Raw genomic sequence first — 18,159 nt, 5'->3', positions numbered from 1 at the left:
CGCCGGACTCACTCGACGCCCTGGCTCTCCTCCAGGTATGCCAGCGCGCCCACCGGCTCCTCCGCGAAGAACACCAGGTCGGTGAGGGGCCGCGGCAGGAAGCCCTCGTCCTCCATGCGCCGGAACTGCTCCTTGAGGCCGTCGTAGAAGCCCGCGGTGTTGAGCAGGACGACCGGCTTGTCGGTGTGCCCGTGCTTCTTCAGCTCCAGGATCTCGGTGGCCTCGTCGAGCGTGCCGGTGCCGCCCACCATGATCACCACCGCGTCGGCCTTCTCCAGGAGCAGCCGCTTGCGTTCGGCGAGGTCCCCGGCGATCACCATCTCGTCCGCGCCCTGCCGCGCCTTGGCCGCCAGGAAGTCCACGGAGACCCCGCAAAGCCGGCCTCCCGCCTCCTGCACGCCGTCGGCGACCACCTTCATCAGCCCGACGTCCGAACCGCCCCAGACGAGCGTGTGCCCGCCCTTGCCCAGCAGCTTCGCGAAGTCGCGCGCGGGGCGCGTGTAACGGTCGTCGAGGTCGGCGGCGGAGAGGAAGACGCAGATACGCATGAGGCAACCGTACGCGGGAAGAACTTGGCGCCCACGAGCGCTGCCCAGGTATGGCCAACGGACACACGATCACCATCGAGCAAGGCGACCAGCACGTGCGCGTGGTGCACGGCGACCAGGTTCTGGCGGAGAGCGACCGGCCCCTTCTGCTGCGCGAGACGGGCTGTCCGGTGCGGTACTACATCCCGCCCGAGGACGTACGCCTCGACCTGCTGACGCCCTCCGACACGCAGACGTACTGCCCGTTCAAGGGCACCGCCTCCTACTGGTCCGCCCCGGACGCGGCGGACATCGTCTGGTCGTATCCCGACCCCAAGCCAGACGTCACCGAGATCAAGGACCACCTCTGCTTCTACGAAGTGGACGTGTCGTGAGCGATTGAGCGCGCATATTTCCGTGTGGTGGGGCAGTCTCCACAGGCATGGAGAAGAAGACCCTTTCACGCGACGGCACCCCCGTCGCCTATGAACGGTTCGGACAGGGCCCGGCGGTCGTTCTCGTGAGCGGGGCGATGTCGACGAGTGCCACGGTGGTCCCCCTCGCGGCGGCTCTCTCCGACCGCTTCGGCGTCATCGTCTACGACCGGCGCGGCCGGGGCGAGAGCGGCGACACGGCGCCCTACGCGGTGACCCGCGAGGTCGAGGACCTCGCGGCGCTCATCGAAGTCGCGGGCGGCGAGGCCTCGCTGTACGGCATCTCCTCGGGCGGCGCGCTCGTCCTGGAGGCGGTGGCGAGCGGACTGCCGGTCGGCCGGGCCGCCGTGTACGAGGTGCCGTTCGCCATGTCCGAGGACGCCGGCAAGGAACGCACCGAGTACACCGCGCACCTCACCGAGGCGCTCCGGGACGACCGGCGCGGGGACGCGGTCGAGCTGTTCCTCCGGCTGACGGGTCTGGCCGAGGACATGATCCGGGGCGCCCGCCAGTCCCCCATGTGGGCCGCCATGGAGGCACTCGCACCGAGCCTCGCCTACGACGACGCCGTACTGGGCGACGGAACGGTGCCCCGCGCGCGGCTGGCCGGGATCGACGTGCCCGTGCTGTCGGTCTCCGGCGAGGCGAGCCCCGCCTGGATGGGCGAGGCCGCCCGGGCCGTGGCCGAGGCGGTGCCCCAGGGGACGTACCGGAGCCTGGCGGACCAGACCCACAGGGTGGATCCGCAGGTGCTCGCGCCGGTGCTGGCGGAGTTCTTCGCCCCGGCCGGCTAGGGCGGTTCAGGCCACCGTCGCCGGCGCGCGCGTGGTCGACGCGATCGTCGCCGAGCCCACCACGCGCGTGCCCTCGTACAGCACGATCGCCTGGCCGGGGGCGACGCCGCGGACCGGCTCCGTGAAGGACACCGCGAGGGTGCCGTCGGCCAGTTCGGCCCGCACCTCGGTCTCGCCGCCGTGCGCCCGGAGCTGGGCGGTGTACGTGCCGGGGCCGGCGGGCGCCGCTCCGCACCAGCGCGGCTTGACGGCGGTCAGCGCGGTGACGTCCAGGGCAGTGGCCGGGCCGACCGTCACCGTGTTGTCGACCGGCGAGATGTCGAGCACGTAGCGCGGCTTGCCGTCGGGCGCCGGGGTGCCGATGCGCAGGCCCTTGCGCTGGCCGATGGTGTAGCCGTACGCGCCCTCGTGGGTGCCGAGCTTGGCGCCGGACTCGTCGACGATGTCGCCCTCGGCCTTGCCCAGGCGGGAGGCGAGGAAGCCCTGGGTGTCGCCGTCCGCGATGAAGCAGATGTCGTGCGAGTCCGGCTTCTTGGCGACCGCGAGGCCGCGGCGCTCGGCCTCGGCACGGATCTCGTCCTTGGTGGTGACCGTGTCGCCCAGCGGGAACAGGGCGTGCGCCAGCTGCCTGTCGTCGAGGACCCCGAGGACGTACGACTGGTCCTTGGCCATGTCGGAGGCGCGGTGCAACTCGCGCGTGCCGTCCTCGTTCACGATCACCTGGGCGTAGTGGCCGGTGCAGACCGCGTCGAAGCCGAGGGCCAGCGCCTTGTCCAGCAGGGCGGCGAACTTGATCTTCTCGTTGCAGCGCAGGCAGGGGTTCGGGGTGCGGCCGGCCTCGTACTCGGCGACGAAGTCCTCGACCACGTCCTCGCGGAAGCGGTCGGCGAGGTCCCAGACGTAGAACGGGATGCCGATGACGTCCGCGGCCCTGCGGGCGTCGCGCGAGTCCTCGATGGTGCAGCAGCCACGCGCGCCCGTGCGGAACGACTGCGGGTTCGCGGACAACGCCAGATGGACACCGGTCACGTCGTGGCCGGCCTCGGCGGCGCGGGCGGCGGCGACGGCGGAGTCCACTCCGCCGGACATGGCGGCGAGTACGCGAAGAGGGCGGGGGCGCTGCGGGGTGTCAGTCATAACCCTTCAAGAGTACGGGGGCGCGGGAACCGGAGCCCACGAGTATCCGTTGGTGATCACATGGGGGACACGAAGAGCGACTCGGACCGGCGGATCGGGCGGCGCGCGCTGCTGGTCGGCGGGGCGGCGGCCGCGATCGGCACGGCCGTCCTGGCGCGCGAGGAGCTGTCACATCTGTGGTGGCGGATGCCGGGAGTGGAGAAGCCGCGCACGCCGGGTGCGGTCGACTTCCGCGGCGCGCAGTGAGTGGCGGCCTCCTCGGCGAACTACCGCCGTGCCGACCGGCCCGCGGACTACGCGATAGACCGGGTGGTCATCCATGTCACCCAGGGCAGCTTCGCGAGCGCGGTCAAGGCCTTCCGGAACCCGGACCACCAGGCCGCGGCCCACTACATCGTCCGCCAGAACGGCGAGGTCACGCAGATGATCCGCGAGCTGGACGTGGCGTTCCACGCCGGCAACCGCGAGTACAACGAACGCAGCGTCGGCATCGAGCACGAGGGCTTCGTGGAGCGCGCCTCCTCGTTCACGGACGCGATGTACGCGGCCTCCGCGCGCCTGACGGCGGGGATCTGCGGGCGCTACGGCATACCCGTCGACCGGAAGCACATCATCGGCCACGTCGAGGTGCCGGGGACGGATCACACCGACCCGGGGCCCTACTGGGACTGGGGCCGCTACATACGGCTCGTGCACCGGGCTTCGGCCTCCGCCTCGGCCTCTCCCTCCGCCTCCGTCTCGTCGGCGTAGTCGTAGGACGACTTCCGGGCGCGTCAGGTCAGTCCCGCCGCGCGCGCCCGCTCGACCGCCGGGCCGATCGCCTTGGCGAGCGCCTCGACGTCCGCCTCCGTGGAGGTGTGGCCGAGGGAGAAGCGCAGGGTGCCGCGGGCCAGGTCGGGGTCGGTACCGGTGGCCAGCAGGACGTGGCTGGGCTGGGCGACGCCCGCGGTGCAGGCGGAGCCGGTGGAGCACTCGATGCCCTGCGCGTCGAGGAGCAGCAGCAGGGAGTCGCCCTCGCAGCCGGGGAAGGTGAAGTGGGCGTTGGCCGGCAGGCGGTCCACCGGGTCACCGCCGAGGATCGCGTCCGGGACGGCCGCGCGGACCGCCTCGACCAGGCCGTCGCGCAGGGCGCCGATCTCGGCCGCGAACCACTCGCGCTGCTCGGTGGCCAGCCGCGCGGCCACCGCGAAGGAGGCGACGGCCGGGACGTCGAGGGTGCCGGAGCGGACATGGCGCTCCTGGCCGCCGCCGTGCAGGACGGGCACGGGGGTGTACTCACGGCCGAGGACCAGCGCGCCGATGCCGTACGGGCCGCCGATCTTGTGGCCCGAGACCGTCATCGCGGCGAGACCGGAGGCGGCGAAGTCGACGGGGACCTGGCCGAAGGCCTGGACTGCGTCGGAGTGCAGCGGAATGCCGAACTCCTGCGCCACGTCCGCCAGTTCGCGGACCGGCAGGACCGTGCCGATCTCGTTGTTGGCCCACATCACCGTGGCCAGGGCGACGTCGTCGGGGTTGCGGGCGATCGCCTCGCGCAGCGCCTCGGGGTGGACGCGCCCGTGGGAGTCGACCGGGAGGTACTCGACCGTGGCGCCCTCGTGTTCGCCGAGCCAGTGGACGGCGTCGAGGACGGCGTGGTGCTCGACCGGGCTGGACAGGACGCGGGTGCGGGCCGGGTCGGCGTCGCGGCGGGACCAGTACAGGCCCTTCACGGCGAGGTTGTCGGCCTCGGTGCCGCCGGAGGTGAGAACGACCTCGCTGGGGCGGGCGCCGAGCGCTTCCGCGAGGGTCTCGCGGGCCTCCTCGACGGTACGGCGGGCCTGCCGGCCTGAGGCGTGGAGAGAGGAGGCGTTGCCCGTGACGCTCAGCTGGGCGGTCATCGCCTCGACTGCCTCGGGGAGCATCGGGGTGGTCGCGGCGTGGTCGAGGTAAGCCATGGTGCCCCGATTCTACGGGGCCCGAGCAACGGGCTCGGCGTCAAGGCCCCCGGCGCCGCAGCGGAGGGCATGCCCTGTCCGCGCCGCACTCGACGTCCGCGTCATCACGCCCGGTGTTGCAGGCCGTGGCCACCCGTTCCGCCCTGCGGAACGACTGCTCACGGCGGGAGCGGTGACGACCCGTCCCGTGGCTGTCAGATCCCTCACAGGCTCCAGGACACCGTGTTGGACAGCTGCATCGCGATGGCCAGGACCGCGAGGTCGGCGATGCCCAGGGTCAGGCCCAGGAAGGCGCGGCCGCGGCGGGCCGTGCCACGCCAGAGGGCGGCGCCGGCCAGGGCGATGGCGATGGGGCCGAGGAAGACGTTGAGGACCAGCAGGCCGAGCAGGCCGAGGATGAAGGACGCGACGGCCATGCCGTCGGCGTCGCGACGCGGGGTCGTGGTGGTGGTGCGCGTGGCGGGTGCGGTGAGTTGCATGACGGGTCAGCTCCAGGAAGCCGTAGGGACGGTCGGTCAGTGCGTGGACGAGTGGCGGCGGCGGCCGTTGCGCTCGCGGAGCGCGAAGATGCCGAGCCAGGCGGCGATGACGGCGGCCGCGACGAGCGTGAACGCGAACGGCGCGTGGGCCACGGTGCCCAGCACTGCGCCGAACAGCATCAGTGCGGCGACAAGGAACAGCATGGGATGGATCCCCCTCCGGGTTACGGTTCGGTGAACAGTTGTAGTAACACTTGTTCACTGACTACAGAGTCTAGCGCGCCGTACGGCTTTCCAAATCCAGAGAACAGTTGTTAACTGGATGACATGAGTCACACCCTCGGCATCCGGCAGGCCCAGAAGCAGAAGACCAGGCAGGCGCTCCTCGACGCGGCGCTCGCCCTGCTGGAGGAGCAGAGCCTGAGCAGCCTGGGTCTGCGCGAGGTCACCCGTGCCGTCGGTGTCGCCCCCACCGCCTTCTACCGGCACTTCCGCTCCATCCCGGATCTCGGCGTGGCCCTGGTCGAGGAGGCGCTGGGCAGCCTGCACCCGATGATCCGGACGACGGTGACCTCGGCGGACAACAGCGAGGAACGCATCGCGCGCGCTATCGAGTTGATCGCCGGTCACGTGGACGCGTACCCCTCCCATGTCCGTTTCATCGCCCGTGAGCGACATGGCGGAGTTCAGCCGGTGCGGGACGCCATTCGGGACCAACTGGCCCGGTTCGCCGAGGAGGTGCGGGACGAGCTCGCCAAGGACCCGCAGTCCACGGGCTGGAGCGACGACGACCTGCTCATGCTGGCCCATCTGTACGTGGACCAGATGCTCATCACCGCCTCGCTGTTCCTGGAGGGCACGGACGGGGACCGGGAGCAGGTGGCGCAGGTCGCCTCGCGGCAGATGCGGCTCATCAGCATCGGGCGCCGGCACTGGCGGGACTGAGCGACAACGCGCAGGGGCGGCACGCCCGTTCATCGGGTGTGCCGCCCCTGCCGCAGGACGTACGCCGTACGCCGTACGAAATCAGCCGCGTCCACCGCCCGGGCCGCCACCGCAGCCGCCGCCCTGCCCGCCACCGGGATCGCCCTGCCCCTGACCGCCACCCGGCCCGCCGCTCGGCATCCCCGAAGGCATACCGGACGGCTTCACCGTGGCCCTGCCGGTCGGAGCCCCCGAAGGAGCGCCGCTCGGCCTCCCGGACGGCATCCCCGACGGGTTCCCGCTCGGTGCCGAACACGCCTGCTGCTGACCCGAGTTGCCGCTTCCCGAGGACGACGAGCCGTCGGAGCCGCAAGCCGTCAGGGCCAGCGGCGAGAGCACCAGCAGGGCCGTCGCGGGAACAAGACGCACGCGCTTCATGAGAGGCAACTCCAAGAAGGATGAGGGACTTCTGAGAGCAGCACTCAATCAACGGCGCTTAGGGCTTCCTCGGGGACGGCCTGTCCGGGGCCTGTGGTTCGGGCAAAGAGGGGTACAGGCTCATGACGGAGGCGGCCGCGGCGGCCAGTTCCGCGCGCACCTCGGGCGGGTCCAGCACCTCGACGCTGTCGGCGAACTGCAGGAGCTGACGGGCCTCGCGCACCACGCCGTACGACAGCCGTACGGTCACCCATCCTTCCCCGCCGCCCCCACCGTCCCCGCCATCGGCGCTGTCGGGGAGTTCGGCGAGCTGCGAGGCGTTCAGGCGCAGGAACATGTCGAGGCGGTCGCGCCGGACCCGGACGGTGACGTCGAGGCCGCCGGGCCGCTCCTCCACCTGGCGGCGCAACACCTCCCAGACATCGGCGAGTTCGACACCGGGCCGCCGCCGCACGTCGTCGCCGAGGACGGTGGCGGACTGCACCCGGTCCACGCGGAAGAGCCGCGGTGTCGTCCGGCGGTCGGCGATCAGGTACCAGACGCCGGCCTTCGACACGAGACCGTACGGGTCGACGGTGTACGTCCGCGCCTGCCGCTGCCCGCTGTGCCGGTAGCGCAGCCGCAGCCTGCGGTCGGCGAAGACGGCGTCCTGGAGGGTGCCGAGGTCGACGGCGGCCTGCGGACCGCCCTTCCAGCGCGTGGCGTCGACGAGGATCCGGCGGGAGGTCACCTCGGCGGCCGGGCGGTGCGGCGCCGGCAGCGCGGCCATCACCTTGCGCAGCGCGGAGCCGAGCGCCGCGTCCAGGCCGAGCGCGGCGTGCGCGCCCTGTGCGGCCAGGATGAACAGGGCGCGGGACTCGTCCGCGGTCAGTCCGGTGACGTCCGTACGGAACCCCGCGAGCAGTTCGATGCCGCCGTGCCGCCCGCGCTCGGCGTAGACCGGGACTCCGGAGGCCGACAGGGCCTCGATGTCGCGGTAGATGGTGCGTACGGACACCTCCAGGCGCTCGGCGAGTTCGTGCGCGGGGACGCGGCCGCGGGTCTGCAGGAGCAGCAGGATCGAGAGCAGGCGGTCGGACTTCACGGGATCAGGATCGCGCCAAGTGCGGGCCGCGGCAAATGTTGACGGGAACTGTCAGGTTATCCGGGGCACGCTCTCCCCCGACAGACCGACAGACCGACGGCCCGGCAGAGAGAAGTCACCCGTGAACACGATCGACCCGCGCCCCGTGTACACCCGCGCCACCGAGCAGGCGGCGGCACTGATCAGGACCGTGCGCCCCGAGCAGCTCGACGGCCCTACCCCCTGTACGGAGTTCGACGTGCGCGCCCTGCTCGGGCACGTCGTCGGCGGCTCTCGGCGCATCGCGGTCGTCGGCGAGGGCGGCGACGGCATGGCCGTGCGCCCCGTCACGGACGGCGTCAAGGACGACGGCTGGCCGGCCGCGTACGAGGAGGTCCGCGTGCGGGTCCTTCAGGCCTGGGCGGGCGACGACCGCATGGCGGCACCGGTCCGTGTGCCCTGGGGCGAGGTCCCGGGCCGCGCGGCCCTCTCCGGTTATGTGATGGAGCTGGTCACCCACACCTGGGACCTGTCCGAGTCCCTCGGCCGCCCTCTGGAACTGGACCTGGAACTGGCCGAGTTCGCCCTCGCCACGGCCCGCCGCGTCCTGCCCGACCCGGACCGCGACGCGGACACGCCGTTCGCCACGGTGCAGTCGGCCCCCGAAGAGGCCGACGCGTACGGCCGGTTGGCGGCCTGGCTGGGCAGGAGGCCCCTCAGCCGAGCCTGACGCGGGCCAGCTGGCGGGACTGCGCCACCAGCCGGTCGTCGCTGTCCCACACCTCCGCGTCCTCCTCCAGGAAGCCGCCCGCGAGGTTGCGGGTGGTGATGGAGACGCGGAGGGGGCCGGGGGCCGGGCGGGTGCGGATGTGGACCGTGAGCTCGACGGTGGGGACCCAGCCGGAGAGACCGATCTCGAAGGCGGTGGGCGGCAGCGCGTCCACCGCGAGCAGCAGGGAGAGCGGGTCGGCGTCGCGGCCGTCGGCGAGGCCGAACCAGGCGCGCATCTCGCCCTTGCCGGACGGGGCGCCGAGCGCCCAGCCGAGGGTCGCGGGGTCGATCTTGATCATCAGACGGTCGGCGATCGCCGAGCTGCCGTCGACGGGCGCCGGGCCGTCCTGCGGGCCGAAGCACTGGTCCATGGGCGGGAACGCGGGCGGCACGGCGGTCGTGCGCACGTCGTCCGGCAGCGCGTCCAGGTCGCCGTAGGAGGCGAGGACGCGGATGCGCTCCACCTCGCGGCCCTCCTCGTCGTACTGGAGGAGGGAGGCCTGGCCGGTGGAGAGCGTGCGGCCGCCGCGCACCAGTTCCGTGCGGACCACCGCAGGGCCCGGCTGGGACGCGGTGAGGTAGTGCGCCGAGATGGTGAACGGATCGCGGTGCGGCAGGGCGTCGCCGAGGGCGCGGCCCAGCACGGCCAGCAGATAGCCGCCGTTGACGGCGTTGATGATGGTCCAGCCGGCGGAGAGGTCGATGTCGTACACGCCGGGCTCGCGCAGGGTGAGCCCGGTGTCCCGGTCGAACTCGCTGTCGCCGACGACGGCCCTCGTGGCCGCTGCGGAAGCTGCTTCTGGCATGCCTGAACCGTACAACGAGAAACTACTAAGCGGTAGCTTTCTAAGTTAACGGCAGGTGACGCGGTTGCCGCTCCGCCCGTCCTTGCGGGTGAGGTTCCGGCAATTTCTTGGTAAGTGTCCCCACTCGTCCGAAACCCGGGCCCTTCCGTCCCCCTCTATGGGGACATGAGCCTCACCGGGACTCCGTTCCTCTACACGCTGATCGTGCTGTTCGCGATCGCGCTGATACTGCCGCTCGCCCTGTGGTCACGCGTGCGCGGGCCGCAGGCCCTGCGCACGGCCGGCCGCGTGCTGATGCTGCTGTTCGCCCAGGGGACGGCGGTCGCACTGGTCTTCGTCCTCGTCAACAACGCCAACAGTCTGTACGACAACTGGGCCGACCTCCTCGGTACGGGCAACCATGTGCAGCAGGCCGCGAACCTGGGCGCCGACGGCACCGGTGGAATAGCGCTGAAACGACTCCCCAAGGTCAAGCAGAACTTCACGCAGGCCACCGGTCCCGGGATGGGCGGCGTACGCGAGACCCAGCTCAAGGGCCGGGTCTCGGGCGTGAACGCCGAGGTCTACGTCTGGCTGCCGCCGCAGTACGGCGAGCCGCGCTACCGGCACCACAAGTTCCCGGTCGTGGAGCTGCTGCCGGGCTACCCGGGCTCGGCGAAGGCGTGGTTCGGGTCGATGAAGGTGACACAGCAGCTGGCGCCGCTGATGCGCGACGGCGAGGTCGCGCCGTTCATCCTGGTCGCGCCGCGCACCAACCTGCTGGCCGGCGTGGACACGGGCTGCGCCAACATCCCGGGCACGGTCAACGCCGACAGCTGGCTCAGCATCGACGTCCCGCGGATGGTCACGGACAACTTCCGCGCCGCACCCGCGCCCAAGGGCTGGGCGGTCGCGGGGTACTCGGCGGGCGCCCACTGCGCGGTGAAGCTGACCGTCGCGCACCCGGGCCGCTACATGGCCGCGATCAGCCTCTCCGGCTACAACGACCCGATCGGCGAACGCAATTCGCTCGCGGCCCAGAACCTCCAGGTCAGGGCCGAGAACAACCCCTACCTGCTGCTGAGGAAGGCCCTCAGCCCGCCCCGGATCGCGCTGTACATCTCCGGCCAGCCGCACGACGGTTACGAAGCGGGCATCGGCCTCGAACAGGCCGCGAAGGCGCCGACCACCGTGCACGTGATCTTCATTCCGAAGAGTGCGGGCGGCCACACCATGGCGCTGTGGCGGCCGCAGGTGGTCCCGTCCTTCCGCTGGCTCTCGGTGGAGATGGGCCGGCACCGCGCCCGGAGCGGGAGCACTACTCCTCCCGCACCGTCGAGCGCCGGTTCCAGGCACGCGGAGCTCGCCAGTGGTACTTCATCGCGAGCAGGCGCAGCACGAAGGCGGTGACGACGGCGAGTCCGCTGGTGAACGGGGTGAGGGCGTCGTATCGGATGCACAGGACGACCATGGTGGCGCCGACCATGGCGGGGACCGCGTACAGGTCGCGGTCCCAACGCAGCAGGGAGGGCACCTCGTTGGCCAGGACGTCCCGGAGCACGCCGCCGCCGACGGCGGTGGCGAGCCCGAGGGTGGCCGACGAGGTGAGGCTCAGCCCGTACTCGTACGCCTTGGTCGTCCCGGCGACGCAGAACAGGCCGAGGCCGGCCGCGTCGAAGACGTTCACCCCGACCTGGATGCGCTCGACGTGCGGATGGAGAAAGATGACCATGAGGGCGGCGAGCAGCGGGGTGATGAAGTAGCCGAAGTCCGTGAAGGCGGCGGGCGGTACGGCACCGATGATCAGGTCCCTGAACAGCCCTCCGCCCAGCGCGGTGACCTCGGCGAGGACGGCGATGCCGAAGACGTCGAAGTTCTTGCGGACGGCCAGCAGCGCGCCGGAGATGGCGAACACGAAGATGCCGATGAGGTCGAGCGTGTGCTGGACGGAGGGGCTGAACAGTTGCTGGAGCACCCCACATTCTTACGCAGGGGTCGCTAGAGGGCGGGCTTGCCCGTCGTGTAGAGCCACTTCTGGAAAAGGTCGCCGAGCTTCTGCCCGGAGACCCGCTCGGCGAGCTGGATGAACTGCTGTGTGTTCGCGTTGCCGTAGCGGTGCAGATGCGTCCAGGCCGGCAGCAGCTTGAAGAACGCCTTGTCGCCGATCCGCTCGCGCAGCGCCTGGAGGGTCATCGCGCCGCGCTGGTAGACCGCGGAGGCGAACATGGTGTCGCGCTGCGGGTCGGCGACCACGGTCTGCCAGAAGGAGCTGTCGTCCGGGCGCGAGTTGTAGCCCGCCAGGAACGAGTCGTGGGCGCTGCGGGTGCCCTGGTGCTCGGCCCACAGCCACTGCGCGTAGGTGGCGAAGCCCTCGTTCAGCCAGATGTCCTTCCAGTGCGCCACCGAGACCGAGTCGCCGAACCACTGGTGGGCCAGCTCGTGCACGATCGTCGTCTCGTTGCGCACGGCCGAGTAGGCGGGCTTGCTCTGCACCTCCAGCGAGAACCCGGCCTCCGGCATATCGTCGACGATCGCGCCGGTCTCCTCGAAGGGGTACGGGCCGAAGATCTGCTGCCAGTAGTCGGTGGCCGCGGCGGTGACGGCGTACACGTCGACGCTGTTGCTGTTGGCCAGCACCGGGTCGATGGCGACGTAGATCGGGATCCCGGACGGGGTCCTCCCGGTCTTCACGTCGAACTTGCCGATGGTGGCGGTCGCTAGATAGGTCGCCATGGGCCGGCTCTCGCGCCAGTGGGTGTACGTCGAGGCGCCCTTGTCGTACGTCGAGACCAGCCGGCCGTTGGAGACGCCGGTCAGGCCCTTGGGGGCCTTGATGCGGACGTCGTAGGTCGCCTTGTCGGAGGGGTGGTCGCTGGAGGGGAACCAGGTGGAGGCGGCATTGGGCTCGCAGGCGACGAAGACGCCGTCGGCGGTCTTCATCCAGCCGTAGCCGGAGCCGAAGACGATGGGGCCGCCGAGGGCTTCGGGGACGCCGCCGTAGGTGACCGTGACCGTGAAGGTGCTGTTCTTGCGGAGCACGCCGTGCGGGGTGATGCGCAGTTCGTCGCCGTCGCGGGTGAACCCGGCGCGTCTGCCGTTCACTTCGACCTTCGTGACCTCCAGTTTCTGCAGGTCGAGGTCGAAGGAGGAGAGGGACTCGGTGGCCCGTGCGGTGAGCGTCGTACGGCCGTCGAGACGGTCGGTGTCCGGGTTGTACGCCACGTCGAGGGTGTAGTGGCGGGCGTCGAAGCCGCCGTTGCCGAGGCCCGGGAAGTATGTGTCACCGATGCCGGGCGCGCCCTGGGTGGGGGCCGGTGCGGCGGCGATGACAAGGAAAGAGGCCGCCGCGGTCGCGAGGGCCCCTAAGCGTGCCGAACGGGAGAGTTTCATGAGCCGTCCCTTTCGAGCGTGTGCCGATAAGTCGGACACGGACGACTCTGAACTCTCCCGTTCAGTCATGTGCATGACTTTGCCAACTTGTCATGCGTTACTTGTCGGTTGACTCCTGGCTCGCGGCCTCCGGGGCGTCGGCCGCCGGGGTCTCGGCAGGCTCGGTGGCCTCGGTGCCGGAAGGCTCGGCGGGACCGGAAGGCTCGGCGGCGTCCGCCGTCCCGGCCGCCTCCGCGACCTTCGCCGCGACCGCCACCGACGTCTCCGCCGACTCCGCCAGCACCTCGTCGGCGACCAGCTCGGCCGCCTCCTTGGCCACGGTCAGCAGCACCGTGTCCTGCGGGGCCTGGTCCTCGAAGTTCTCCGGGTGGTGGCATGCGACCTGCTGGCCGGGCCGGAGCTCCAGGAGCGGCGGCTCGGTCGTCTTGCAGATCTCCGTCGCCTTCCAGCACCGGGTGTGGAAGCGGCAGCCGCTCGGCGGGGAGATCGGCGAGGGCACGTCGCCCTTGAGCAGGATGCGCTCGCTCTTGGCGTTCTTGCGCCGCGGGTCCGGGATCGGCACCGCCGACATCAGCGCCTTGGTGTACGGGTGCATCGGCGCCTTGTACAGCGCCTCGCGGTCCGCCAGTTCGACGATCTTGCCGAGGTACATCACCGCGATCCGGTCCGAGACGTGCCGGACGACGGAGAGGTCGTGCGCGATGATCACGTACGTCAGGCCCAGTTCCTGCTGGAGGTCGTCGAGCAGGTTGACGACCTGGGCCTGGATCGACACGTCGAGCGCGGAGACCGGCTCGTCCGCCACGACCAGCTTCGGCTTCAGGGCGAGCGCGCGGGCGATGCCGATGCGCTGGCGCTGACCGCCGGAGAACTCGTGCGGATAGCGGTTGTAGTGCTCGGGGCTGAGACCGACCACCGACAGCAGCCGCTGCACTTCCTTCTTGATGCCGCCCTCGGGCTCCACGCCCTGCAGCCGGAAGGGAGCGCCGACGATGGTGCCGATGGTGTGGCGCGGGTTCAGCGACGAGTACGGGTCCTGGAAGATCATCTGCACGTCACGGCGCATCGGGCGCATGCCCGCCACACCGAGGTGCGTGATGTCCCTGCCCTCGAACTCGACCGTGCCGCCGGTCGGTTCGAGCAGCCGGGTGATCAGCCGGCCCATCGTCGACTTGCCGCAGCCCGACTCGCCCACGACGCCCAGCGTCTCGCCGGACCTGACCTCGAAGTCGATGCCGTCGACCGCGTGCACGGCCCCGACCTGCCGCTGGAGCAGGCCCTTCTTGATCGGGAAGTGCTTCTGCAGCCCGGTCACCTTCAGCAGGGTCTCGCCGGGGGCGGCGTCCTTGGTGAGGGTGGCACCGTCGCTCTTCGCGGGAGTGGTCACAACTGTGTCCTCGGGGTTCTCGCTCACAGCTTCGGCGCAATCTCTTCGGTCCAGATGCGCTCCCGCTGCTCCTGCGTCATGTGGCACGCGGCCCAGTGCTGGCTGTCGACCTCGGTCAGCTCGGGGCGGACCGTGCGGGTGACGTTGTCCTTGGGGACGTCGGCGTACGGGCAGCGGGGGTTGAAGGCGCAGCCGGACGGGACGTTGATCAGCGAGGGCGGGGAGCCCTTGACCGGGATCAGACGGTCCTGCTGCTCACGGTCCAGGCGCGGCATCGAGCCGAGCAGACCCCAGGTGTAGGGGTGCCGGGGCTCGTAGAACACCTTCTCCGCCGGACCGCGCTCGATGCAGCGGCCGCCGTACATCACCAGGATGTCGTCGGCCAGTTCGGCGACGACGCCCAGGTCGTGGGTGATGATGATGACCGCGGAGCCGAACTCCTTCTGCAGATCGCGGATCAGGTCGAGGATCTGCGCCTGGACGGTCACGTCGAGGGCGGTGGTCGGCTCGTCCGCGATGAGCAGCTCGGGGTTGTTCACCAGCGACATCGCGATCATCGCGCGCTGGCGCATACCGCCGGAGAACTCGTGCGGGTAGCCGTCCACCCGCTTGTCGGGCTGCGGGATGCCGACCCGGTCGAGCATCTCGATCGCCCGGCGGCGGGCGGTCTTCTTGTCGACGTTGTGGTGGATCCGGTACGCCTCCACGATCTGCTGGCCGATCGTGTAGTACGGGTGCAGCGCGGACAGCGGGTCCTGGAAGATCATCGACATCTGCCGGCCGCGCAGCCTGCGCACGTCGTCCGGGTTGGCGGACAGCAGCTCGGTGCCGTCCAGCCAGATCTCCCCGGAGATCTGGGCCTTGCGCTTGCCGTACTGGCCGGCGGTGTGCAGGCCCATGATGCCGAGCGAGGTCACCGACTTGCCGGAACCCGACTCGCCCACGATGCCGAGGGTCTTGCCCTTCTCCAGCTTGAAGGACAGCCCGTCGACGGACTTGACCAGGCCGTCGTCGGTCGGGAAGTGCACCTTCAGGTCGCGCACTTCCAGGAAGGAGGTCGGGGCCGGCGAGGCCGAGGTGGGTTCGCCCACGGCTGCTCCGGTCTTGCTGAGTTCGGTCATGCGAGCCTCACTCGGGGGTCGATCACGGCGTACAGGACGTCCACCACGAGGTTGGCGATGAGTACCGCGAGGGAGGTGATCAGGGTGACGCCCAGAATGATGGGCAGGTCCTGGTTCTTGATGCCGTTCAGCACGGCCTGGCCGAGGCCGGGCAGGCTGAACGTCGTCTCGGTCAGGATCGCGCCGCCGATGAGGGCGCCGAGGTCCATGCCGAGCATGGTGAGGATGGGCGTCATCGTGGAGCGCATCGCGTGCTTGCGGATGACGACCTGCTCGGTGAGGCCCTTCGCGCGCGCCGTGCGGATGTAGTCCTCACCGAGGACCTCCAGCATGGTGGCGCGGGTGATCCGCGCGTACATGGCCGCGTACAGGAACGCGAGGGTGACCCATGGCAGGATCATGCCGCCCAGCCAGCCGGTGAAACTCTGACTCAGTGGCACGTATTGGCCGTCGATCCAGCCCAGCCCGTAACTGAAGATCGCCAGCGAGAGCAGACCGGTGAAGTAGATCGGGAGCGACACACCGCTGAGGGCGATGACCATCGCGCCGCGGTCCCAGAGGCTGCCCCGCTTGAGAGCGGAGAGCACACCGGCGGAGACACCGAAGACCAGCCACAGCACGGCGGCACCGAGCGCCAGACCCAGGGTCACCGGGAAGCGGTCGGTCAGCACCGGCCACACGGCCTGCTCGCTGCGGAAGGAGTAGCCGAAGCACGGCGCGGAGCAGTGGGTGATATCGCCGCCGGCCGCGTACGTGCGGCCCACGAAGATGCCCTTGAAGAAGTGCCAGACCTGAATGAAGACCGGGTCGCTCAGACCCAGCTTCGTCCGGACGGCTTCCACCGCCGCGGGGTCCGCCTGCTTGCCCACGAAGCTCGTGGCGATGTCCACGCCCGCCCACTTGGGGACGAGGAAGAAGATGCTGAAGACCACCAGGATGATGACCACCAGCATCACTGCGGCGGCGAACAGCCGCCTGATGAGGTAAGCGAGCACAGCTTACGGCCCGCTGCGGACCGCGGGCCTCCGGAGATTGTCCGGTGGCCCGCGGTCACGCCGCGCCGGCCTTCACCTGCCTTTCGTGCCGTACGGCGGGTGTGCCGGGGATTACTTCGTGGACTTCAGGCCGAGGTTGACGAAGTCGTAGTAACCGCTGTACGCGTTCGTCGTGTACACGTTGCCCACGTTCGAGCCGCGGAAGTTGAGCAGCCGCTCGAAGGTGAAGGGCAGGTAGTACGCACCCTCGCTGACCTTGTGGTTGATCTCCGTGGCGATCTGGGTCTTCTTCGCCTCGTCCGTGGCCTTCGTCGAGTTGTACTGGTCGAAGAGGCCGTCGATCGACTTGTCCTTGATCATGGCGAAGTTGTTGTTACCGCTCTGGAGGATGTACTTGCTGCTCCACAGCGGGATGCCGTAACCCTGGACGCTCGGGAAGTCGGGACCCCAGCCCATGATGATGATGCCGAGCTTCTTCTTCTCGACGTTGGCCGGCGCACCGATGATGCCGGCGCTCTGCGAGCCGTCGTACTGGTAGATGTCGGCCTGGATGCCGACCTTCTTCAGCGCCGCCTGCATGGACGTGGCCGTGGCCACCTCCTGCTGCTTGTTGTTGCGGACCGCGATGGTGGTCTTGAAGCCGTTCGGCTGACCGCAGGCCTTCAGCTCCTGCTTGGCCAGGGTGGCGTTGCCGTTCTTGTTCTCACCGGCGATCTTGTACGGGTCGTACTTCTGGCCCTCGGCGCCCGGGACGGACGGCGGGAGCATGTTGGTGCCGATGAGACCACCGGCGACCGGGCCACCGCGCGCGGTCTGCAGGGAGACGTGGTCGGCGGCGTAGATCACGGCCTTGCGGCAGTGGATGTTGTCGAACGGCTTGACCGTCTGCGGGAAGACCGCGTAGCGGATGAAGCCGGAGACCGGGTTGTCCAGGTTGGCCTTGTGCTGCTTCAGGGCGATGGTGCGGCCCTGCGGGCCAAGACCCGTCTGGCTGGCGTCGATGTCGTAGTCGCCGTTGATCAGACGCTGGTCGGAGTCGCTCTGGTTGGACGAGATGGTGAGCGAGATCTTGTCCGGGTAGGCCTTGCGGACCGGGTCCGAGGAGGCCTTCCAGTTGGTGTTGCGGACCAGCACCAGCGACTTGCCCGGGCTGTACGACTGGAACTTGTACGGACCCGAGGAGAACGGCTTCAGACCGTACTTGGACTTGGTGTCCTTGTCCTGGCGGACCGGCGAGGCCGAGGTCATGGCCAGCACCTGCTTGAAGTCGGAGTTCGCCGACGGCAGGTGGAAGACGATCGTCTTGGCGTCGGGCGTGTCGATCGCCTTCAGGCCGAGGTGGTCCTTCGACGTGTCCTTGTACGGGCCCTTGTAGGTGGCCTTGGGGTCGAGCATCTGCTGCAGGTAGACCGGACCGCCGGACAGGACGTCCTGCGCCCAGGAGCGCTCGATGCCGTACTTGATGTCCTGGGAGGTGATCGGCTTGCCGTCCTCCCACGTGATCCCGTCACGCAGGTGGTACGTGTACGTCTTGCCGTCGGCCGAGACCTGGCCGTCGTCGGCGGCGAGGTCCGGCGTGACCTCGGCGCCCGCGGCGCCCGGCTCGGTCTTGTAGGTGAGCAGCTGACGGCTGTAGTAGCGGGAGAAGTCCCACATGAAGCCGTAGTAACCACGCGTGGTGTCCCACGAGTCGGCGTCCTGGGTGCTGACGAACTTCAGCTCGCCGCCCTTCTTGACCGCGGAGGCCTGGGCAACCTTGTTGTTCGCCGCGTCGAAGCCGGCTGCGCCGCTCTTCGAACCGCTGTTGTCGTTGCCGCCGCCGCACGCCGCCGTGGTCAGCAGCGCAGCGACCCCGACAGCAGCGGCCAGTGCCTGCTTACGCCGCCCTGAGGTGCGTTGGGTAGTCACGATCTCGGATCCTCCGGTGTTGATGAGAGACCCCGTGGCTGAGCTCACGGGACGCTGGGGGTACGGCAG

At 70.0% G+C, this 18,159-nt stretch carries 18 protein-coding genes and 1 pseudogene; 6 read left to right on the top strand and 13 right to left on the bottom strand.

The window, feature by feature from the left end; translation table 11 throughout:
* Positions 1–8 precede the first annotated feature (8 nt).
* Complete coding sequence (locus ACGFYN_RS17190) at positions 9–548, bottom strand: TIGR00730 family Rossman fold protein (protein ID WP_393866639.1); 540 nt, start codon at positions 546–548, stop codon at positions 9–11.
* A 50-nt stretch (positions 549–598) separates the two neighbouring features.
* Here ACGFYN_RS17190 and ACGFYN_RS17185 point away from each other — a divergent pair, with 50 nt between their 5' ends.
* Together ACGFYN_RS17185 and ACGFYN_RS17180 are read left to right on the top strand one after the other, a co-directional pair.
* Entirely contained in the window at positions 599–922 is a 324-nt protein-coding gene (locus ACGFYN_RS17185; RefSeq protein WP_393866638.1) for a DUF427 domain-containing protein, read from the top strand.
* Positions 923–969: 47 nt separating this feature from the next.
* Positions 970–1,755, top strand: a complete 786-nt coding sequence (locus ACGFYN_RS17180; RefSeq protein WP_393866637.1) for an alpha/beta fold hydrolase — start codon at positions 970–972, stop codon at positions 1,753–1,755.
* 6 nt (positions 1,756–1,761) lie between these two features.
* Here the strand turns inward: ACGFYN_RS17180 and mnmA are convergent, their stop codons facing one another.
* Positions 1,762–2,892 carry a tRNA 2-thiouridine(34) synthase MnmA gene (gene mnmA / locus ACGFYN_RS17175; RefSeq protein ID WP_393866636.1) on the bottom strand — a complete coding sequence of 377 codons (1,131 nt, stop codon included), beginning with the start codon at positions 2,890–2,892 and terminating at the stop codon, positions 1,762–1,764.
* A gap of 60 nt (positions 2,893–2,952) precedes the next feature.
* Here mnmA and ACGFYN_RS17170 point away from each other — a divergent pair.
* Positions 2,953–3,642 (top strand): annotated as a pseudogene (locus tag ACGFYN_RS17170) (N-acetylmuramoyl-L-alanine amidase).
* Positions 3,643–3,665: 23 nt separating this feature from the next.
* Here ACGFYN_RS17170 and ACGFYN_RS17165 read toward each other — a convergent pair.
* The 3 genes from ACGFYN_RS17165 to ACGFYN_RS17155 form a co-directional block, all read right to left on the bottom strand.
* Positions 3,666–4,829 (bottom strand): cysteine desulfurase family protein, encoded by a 1,164-nt coding sequence (locus tag ACGFYN_RS17165; RefSeq protein WP_393866635.1) that lies wholly within the window; start codon positions 4,827–4,829, stop codon positions 3,666–3,668.
* 203 nt (positions 4,830–5,032) lie between these two features.
* Entirely contained in the window at positions 5,033–5,308 is a 276-nt protein-coding gene (locus ACGFYN_RS17160) for a DUF4190 domain-containing protein (RefSeq protein WP_393866634.1), read from the bottom strand.
* A gap of 36 nt (positions 5,309–5,344) precedes the next feature.
* A complete protein-coding gene (locus ACGFYN_RS17155; RefSeq protein ID WP_393866633.1) occupies positions 5,345–5,512 on the bottom strand; it encodes a hypothetical protein in 168 nt (55 codons plus the stop codon).
* A 123-nt stretch (positions 5,513–5,635) separates the two neighbouring features.
* Here ACGFYN_RS17155 and ACGFYN_RS17150 point away from each other — a divergent pair, with 123 nt between their 5' ends.
* Positions 5,636–6,253 (top strand): TetR family transcriptional regulator, encoded by a 618-nt coding sequence (locus ACGFYN_RS17150; protein WP_393866632.1) that lies wholly within the window; start codon positions 5,636–5,638, stop codon positions 6,251–6,253.
* Between the two features lie 475 nt (positions 6,254–6,728).
* Here the strand turns inward: ACGFYN_RS17150 and ACGFYN_RS17145 are convergent, their stop codons facing one another.
* Complete coding sequence (locus ACGFYN_RS17145; protein WP_393866631.1) at positions 6,729–7,754, bottom strand: helix-turn-helix transcriptional regulator; 1,026 nt, start codon at positions 7,752–7,754, stop codon at positions 6,729–6,731.
* A gap of 121 nt (positions 7,755–7,875) precedes the next feature.
* Here ACGFYN_RS17145 and ACGFYN_RS17140 point away from each other — a divergent pair, with 121 nt between their 5' ends.
* A complete protein-coding gene (locus ACGFYN_RS17140) occupies positions 7,876–8,463 on the top strand; it encodes a TIGR03086 family metal-binding protein (protein WP_393866630.1) in 588 nt (195 codons plus the stop codon).
* Here the strand turns inward: ACGFYN_RS17140 and ACGFYN_RS17135 are convergent.
* Positions 8,450–9,310: a thioesterase family protein gene (locus ACGFYN_RS17135; protein WP_393866629.1), complete on the bottom strand. Its 861-nt coding sequence runs from the start codon at positions 9,308–9,310 to the stop codon at positions 8,450–8,452. The two genes, ACGFYN_RS17140 and ACGFYN_RS17135, sit on opposite strands and share 14 nt — an antisense overlap.
* A gap of 165 nt (positions 9,311–9,475) precedes the next feature.
* Between ACGFYN_RS17135 and ACGFYN_RS17130 the strand changes: the two genes are divergently transcribed.
* The gene (locus ACGFYN_RS17130) at positions 9,476–10,699 is read left to right on the top strand and encodes an alpha/beta hydrolase (protein WP_393866628.1); all 1,224 of its coding nucleotides are present in this window, start codon (positions 9,476–9,478) and stop codon (positions 10,697–10,699) included.
* Here ACGFYN_RS17130 and ACGFYN_RS17125 read toward each other — a convergent pair.
* The 6 genes from ACGFYN_RS17125 to ACGFYN_RS17100 all read right to left on the bottom strand — a co-directional run bounded on the left by ACGFYN_RS17125 (position 10,608) and on the right by ACGFYN_RS17100 (position 18,090).
* A complete protein-coding gene (locus tag ACGFYN_RS17125) occupies positions 10,608–11,264 on the bottom strand; it encodes a trimeric intracellular cation channel family protein (RefSeq protein WP_393866627.1) in 657 nt (218 codons plus the stop codon). The two genes, ACGFYN_RS17130 and ACGFYN_RS17125, sit on opposite strands and share 92 nt — an antisense overlap.
* Positions 11,265–11,287: 23 nt before the next feature.
* Positions 11,288–12,679 carry a M1 family metallopeptidase gene (locus ACGFYN_RS17120; RefSeq protein ID WP_393866626.1) on the bottom strand — a complete coding sequence of 464 codons (1,392 nt, stop codon included), beginning with the start codon at positions 12,677–12,679 and terminating at the stop codon, positions 11,288–11,290.
* Between the two features lie 97 nt (positions 12,680–12,776).
* On the bottom strand, positions 12,777–14,066 hold the full coding sequence (locus ACGFYN_RS17115; RefSeq protein ID WP_393866625.1) for an ABC transporter ATP-binding protein: 1,290 nt from the start codon (positions 14,064–14,066) through the stop codon (positions 12,777–12,779).
* Between the two features lie 23 nt (positions 14,067–14,089).
* Positions 14,090–15,187 carry an ABC transporter ATP-binding protein gene (locus tag ACGFYN_RS17110; RefSeq protein WP_393866624.1) on the bottom strand — a complete coding sequence of 366 codons (1,098 nt, stop codon included), beginning with the start codon at positions 15,185–15,187 and terminating at the stop codon, positions 14,090–14,092.
* Positions 15,184–16,182, bottom strand: coding sequence for an ABC transporter permease (locus ACGFYN_RS17105; protein WP_393866623.1), 999 nt, complete (start codon positions 16,180–16,182; stop codon positions 15,184–15,186). The genes ACGFYN_RS17110 and ACGFYN_RS17105 overlap by 4 nt, the downstream gene beginning before the upstream one ends.
* Positions 16,183–16,293: 111 nt before the next feature.
* Complete coding sequence (locus ACGFYN_RS17100; protein WP_393866622.1) at positions 16,294–18,090, bottom strand: ABC transporter substrate-binding protein; 1,797 nt, start codon at positions 18,088–18,090, stop codon at positions 16,294–16,296.
* Positions 18,091–18,159: the final 69 nt, after the last annotated feature.

The sequence above is a fragment of the Streptomyces sp. NPDC048419 genome (assembly GCF_043200415.1).
In the GTDB taxonomy this organism is placed as follows: domain Bacteria; phylum Actinomycetota; class Actinomycetes; order Streptomycetales; family Streptomycetaceae; genus Streptomyces.
This window is presented reverse-complemented; position numbering and strand designations above follow the sequence as displayed.

Bases quoted from the DNA above. Each gene is read 5' to 3' on its own strand.
- ACGFYN_RS17130 (WP_393866628.1), top strand. From the start codon at position 9,476: ATGAGCCTCACCGGGACTCCGTTCCTCTACACGCTGATCGTGCTGTTC.
- ACGFYN_RS17165 (WP_393866635.1), bottom strand. From the start codon at position 4,829: ATGGCTTACCTCGACCACGCCGCGACCACCCCGATGCTCCCCGAGGCA.
- ACGFYN_RS17180 (WP_393866637.1), top strand. From the start codon at position 970: ATGGAGAAGAAGACCCTTTCACGCGACGGCACCCCCGTCGCCTATGAA.
- ACGFYN_RS17110 (WP_393866624.1), bottom strand. From the start codon at position 15,187: ATGACCGAACTCAGCAAGACCGGAGCAGCCGTGGGCGAACCCACCTCG.
- ACGFYN_RS17160 (WP_393866634.1), bottom strand. From the start codon at position 5,308: ATGCAACTCACCGCACCCGCCACGCGCACCACCACCACGACCCCGCGT.
- ACGFYN_RS17155 (WP_393866633.1), bottom strand. From the start codon at position 5,512: ATGCTGTTCCTTGTCGCCGCACTGATGCTGTTCGGCGCAGTGCTGGGC.
- ACGFYN_RS17185 (WP_393866638.1), top strand. From the start codon at position 599: ATGGCCAACGGACACACGATCACCATCGAGCAAGGCGACCAGCACGTG.
- ACGFYN_RS17120 (WP_393866626.1), bottom strand. From the start codon at position 12,679: ATGAAACTCTCCCGTTCGGCACGCTTAGGGGCCCTCGCGACCGCGGCG.
- ACGFYN_RS17190 (WP_393866639.1), bottom strand. From the start codon at position 548: ATGCGTATCTGCGTCTTCCTCTCCGCCGCCGACCTCGACGACCGTTAC.
- ACGFYN_RS17150 (WP_393866632.1), top strand. From the start codon at position 5,636: ATGAGTCACACCCTCGGCATCCGGCAGGCCCAGAAGCAGAAGACCAGG.
- ACGFYN_RS17135 (WP_393866629.1), bottom strand. From the start codon at position 9,310: ATGCCAGAAGCAGCTTCCGCAGCGGCCACGAGGGCCGTCGTCGGCGAC.
- mnmA (WP_393866636.1), bottom strand. From the start codon at position 2,892: ATGACTGACACCCCGCAGCGCCCCCGCCCTCTTCGCGTACTCGCCGCC.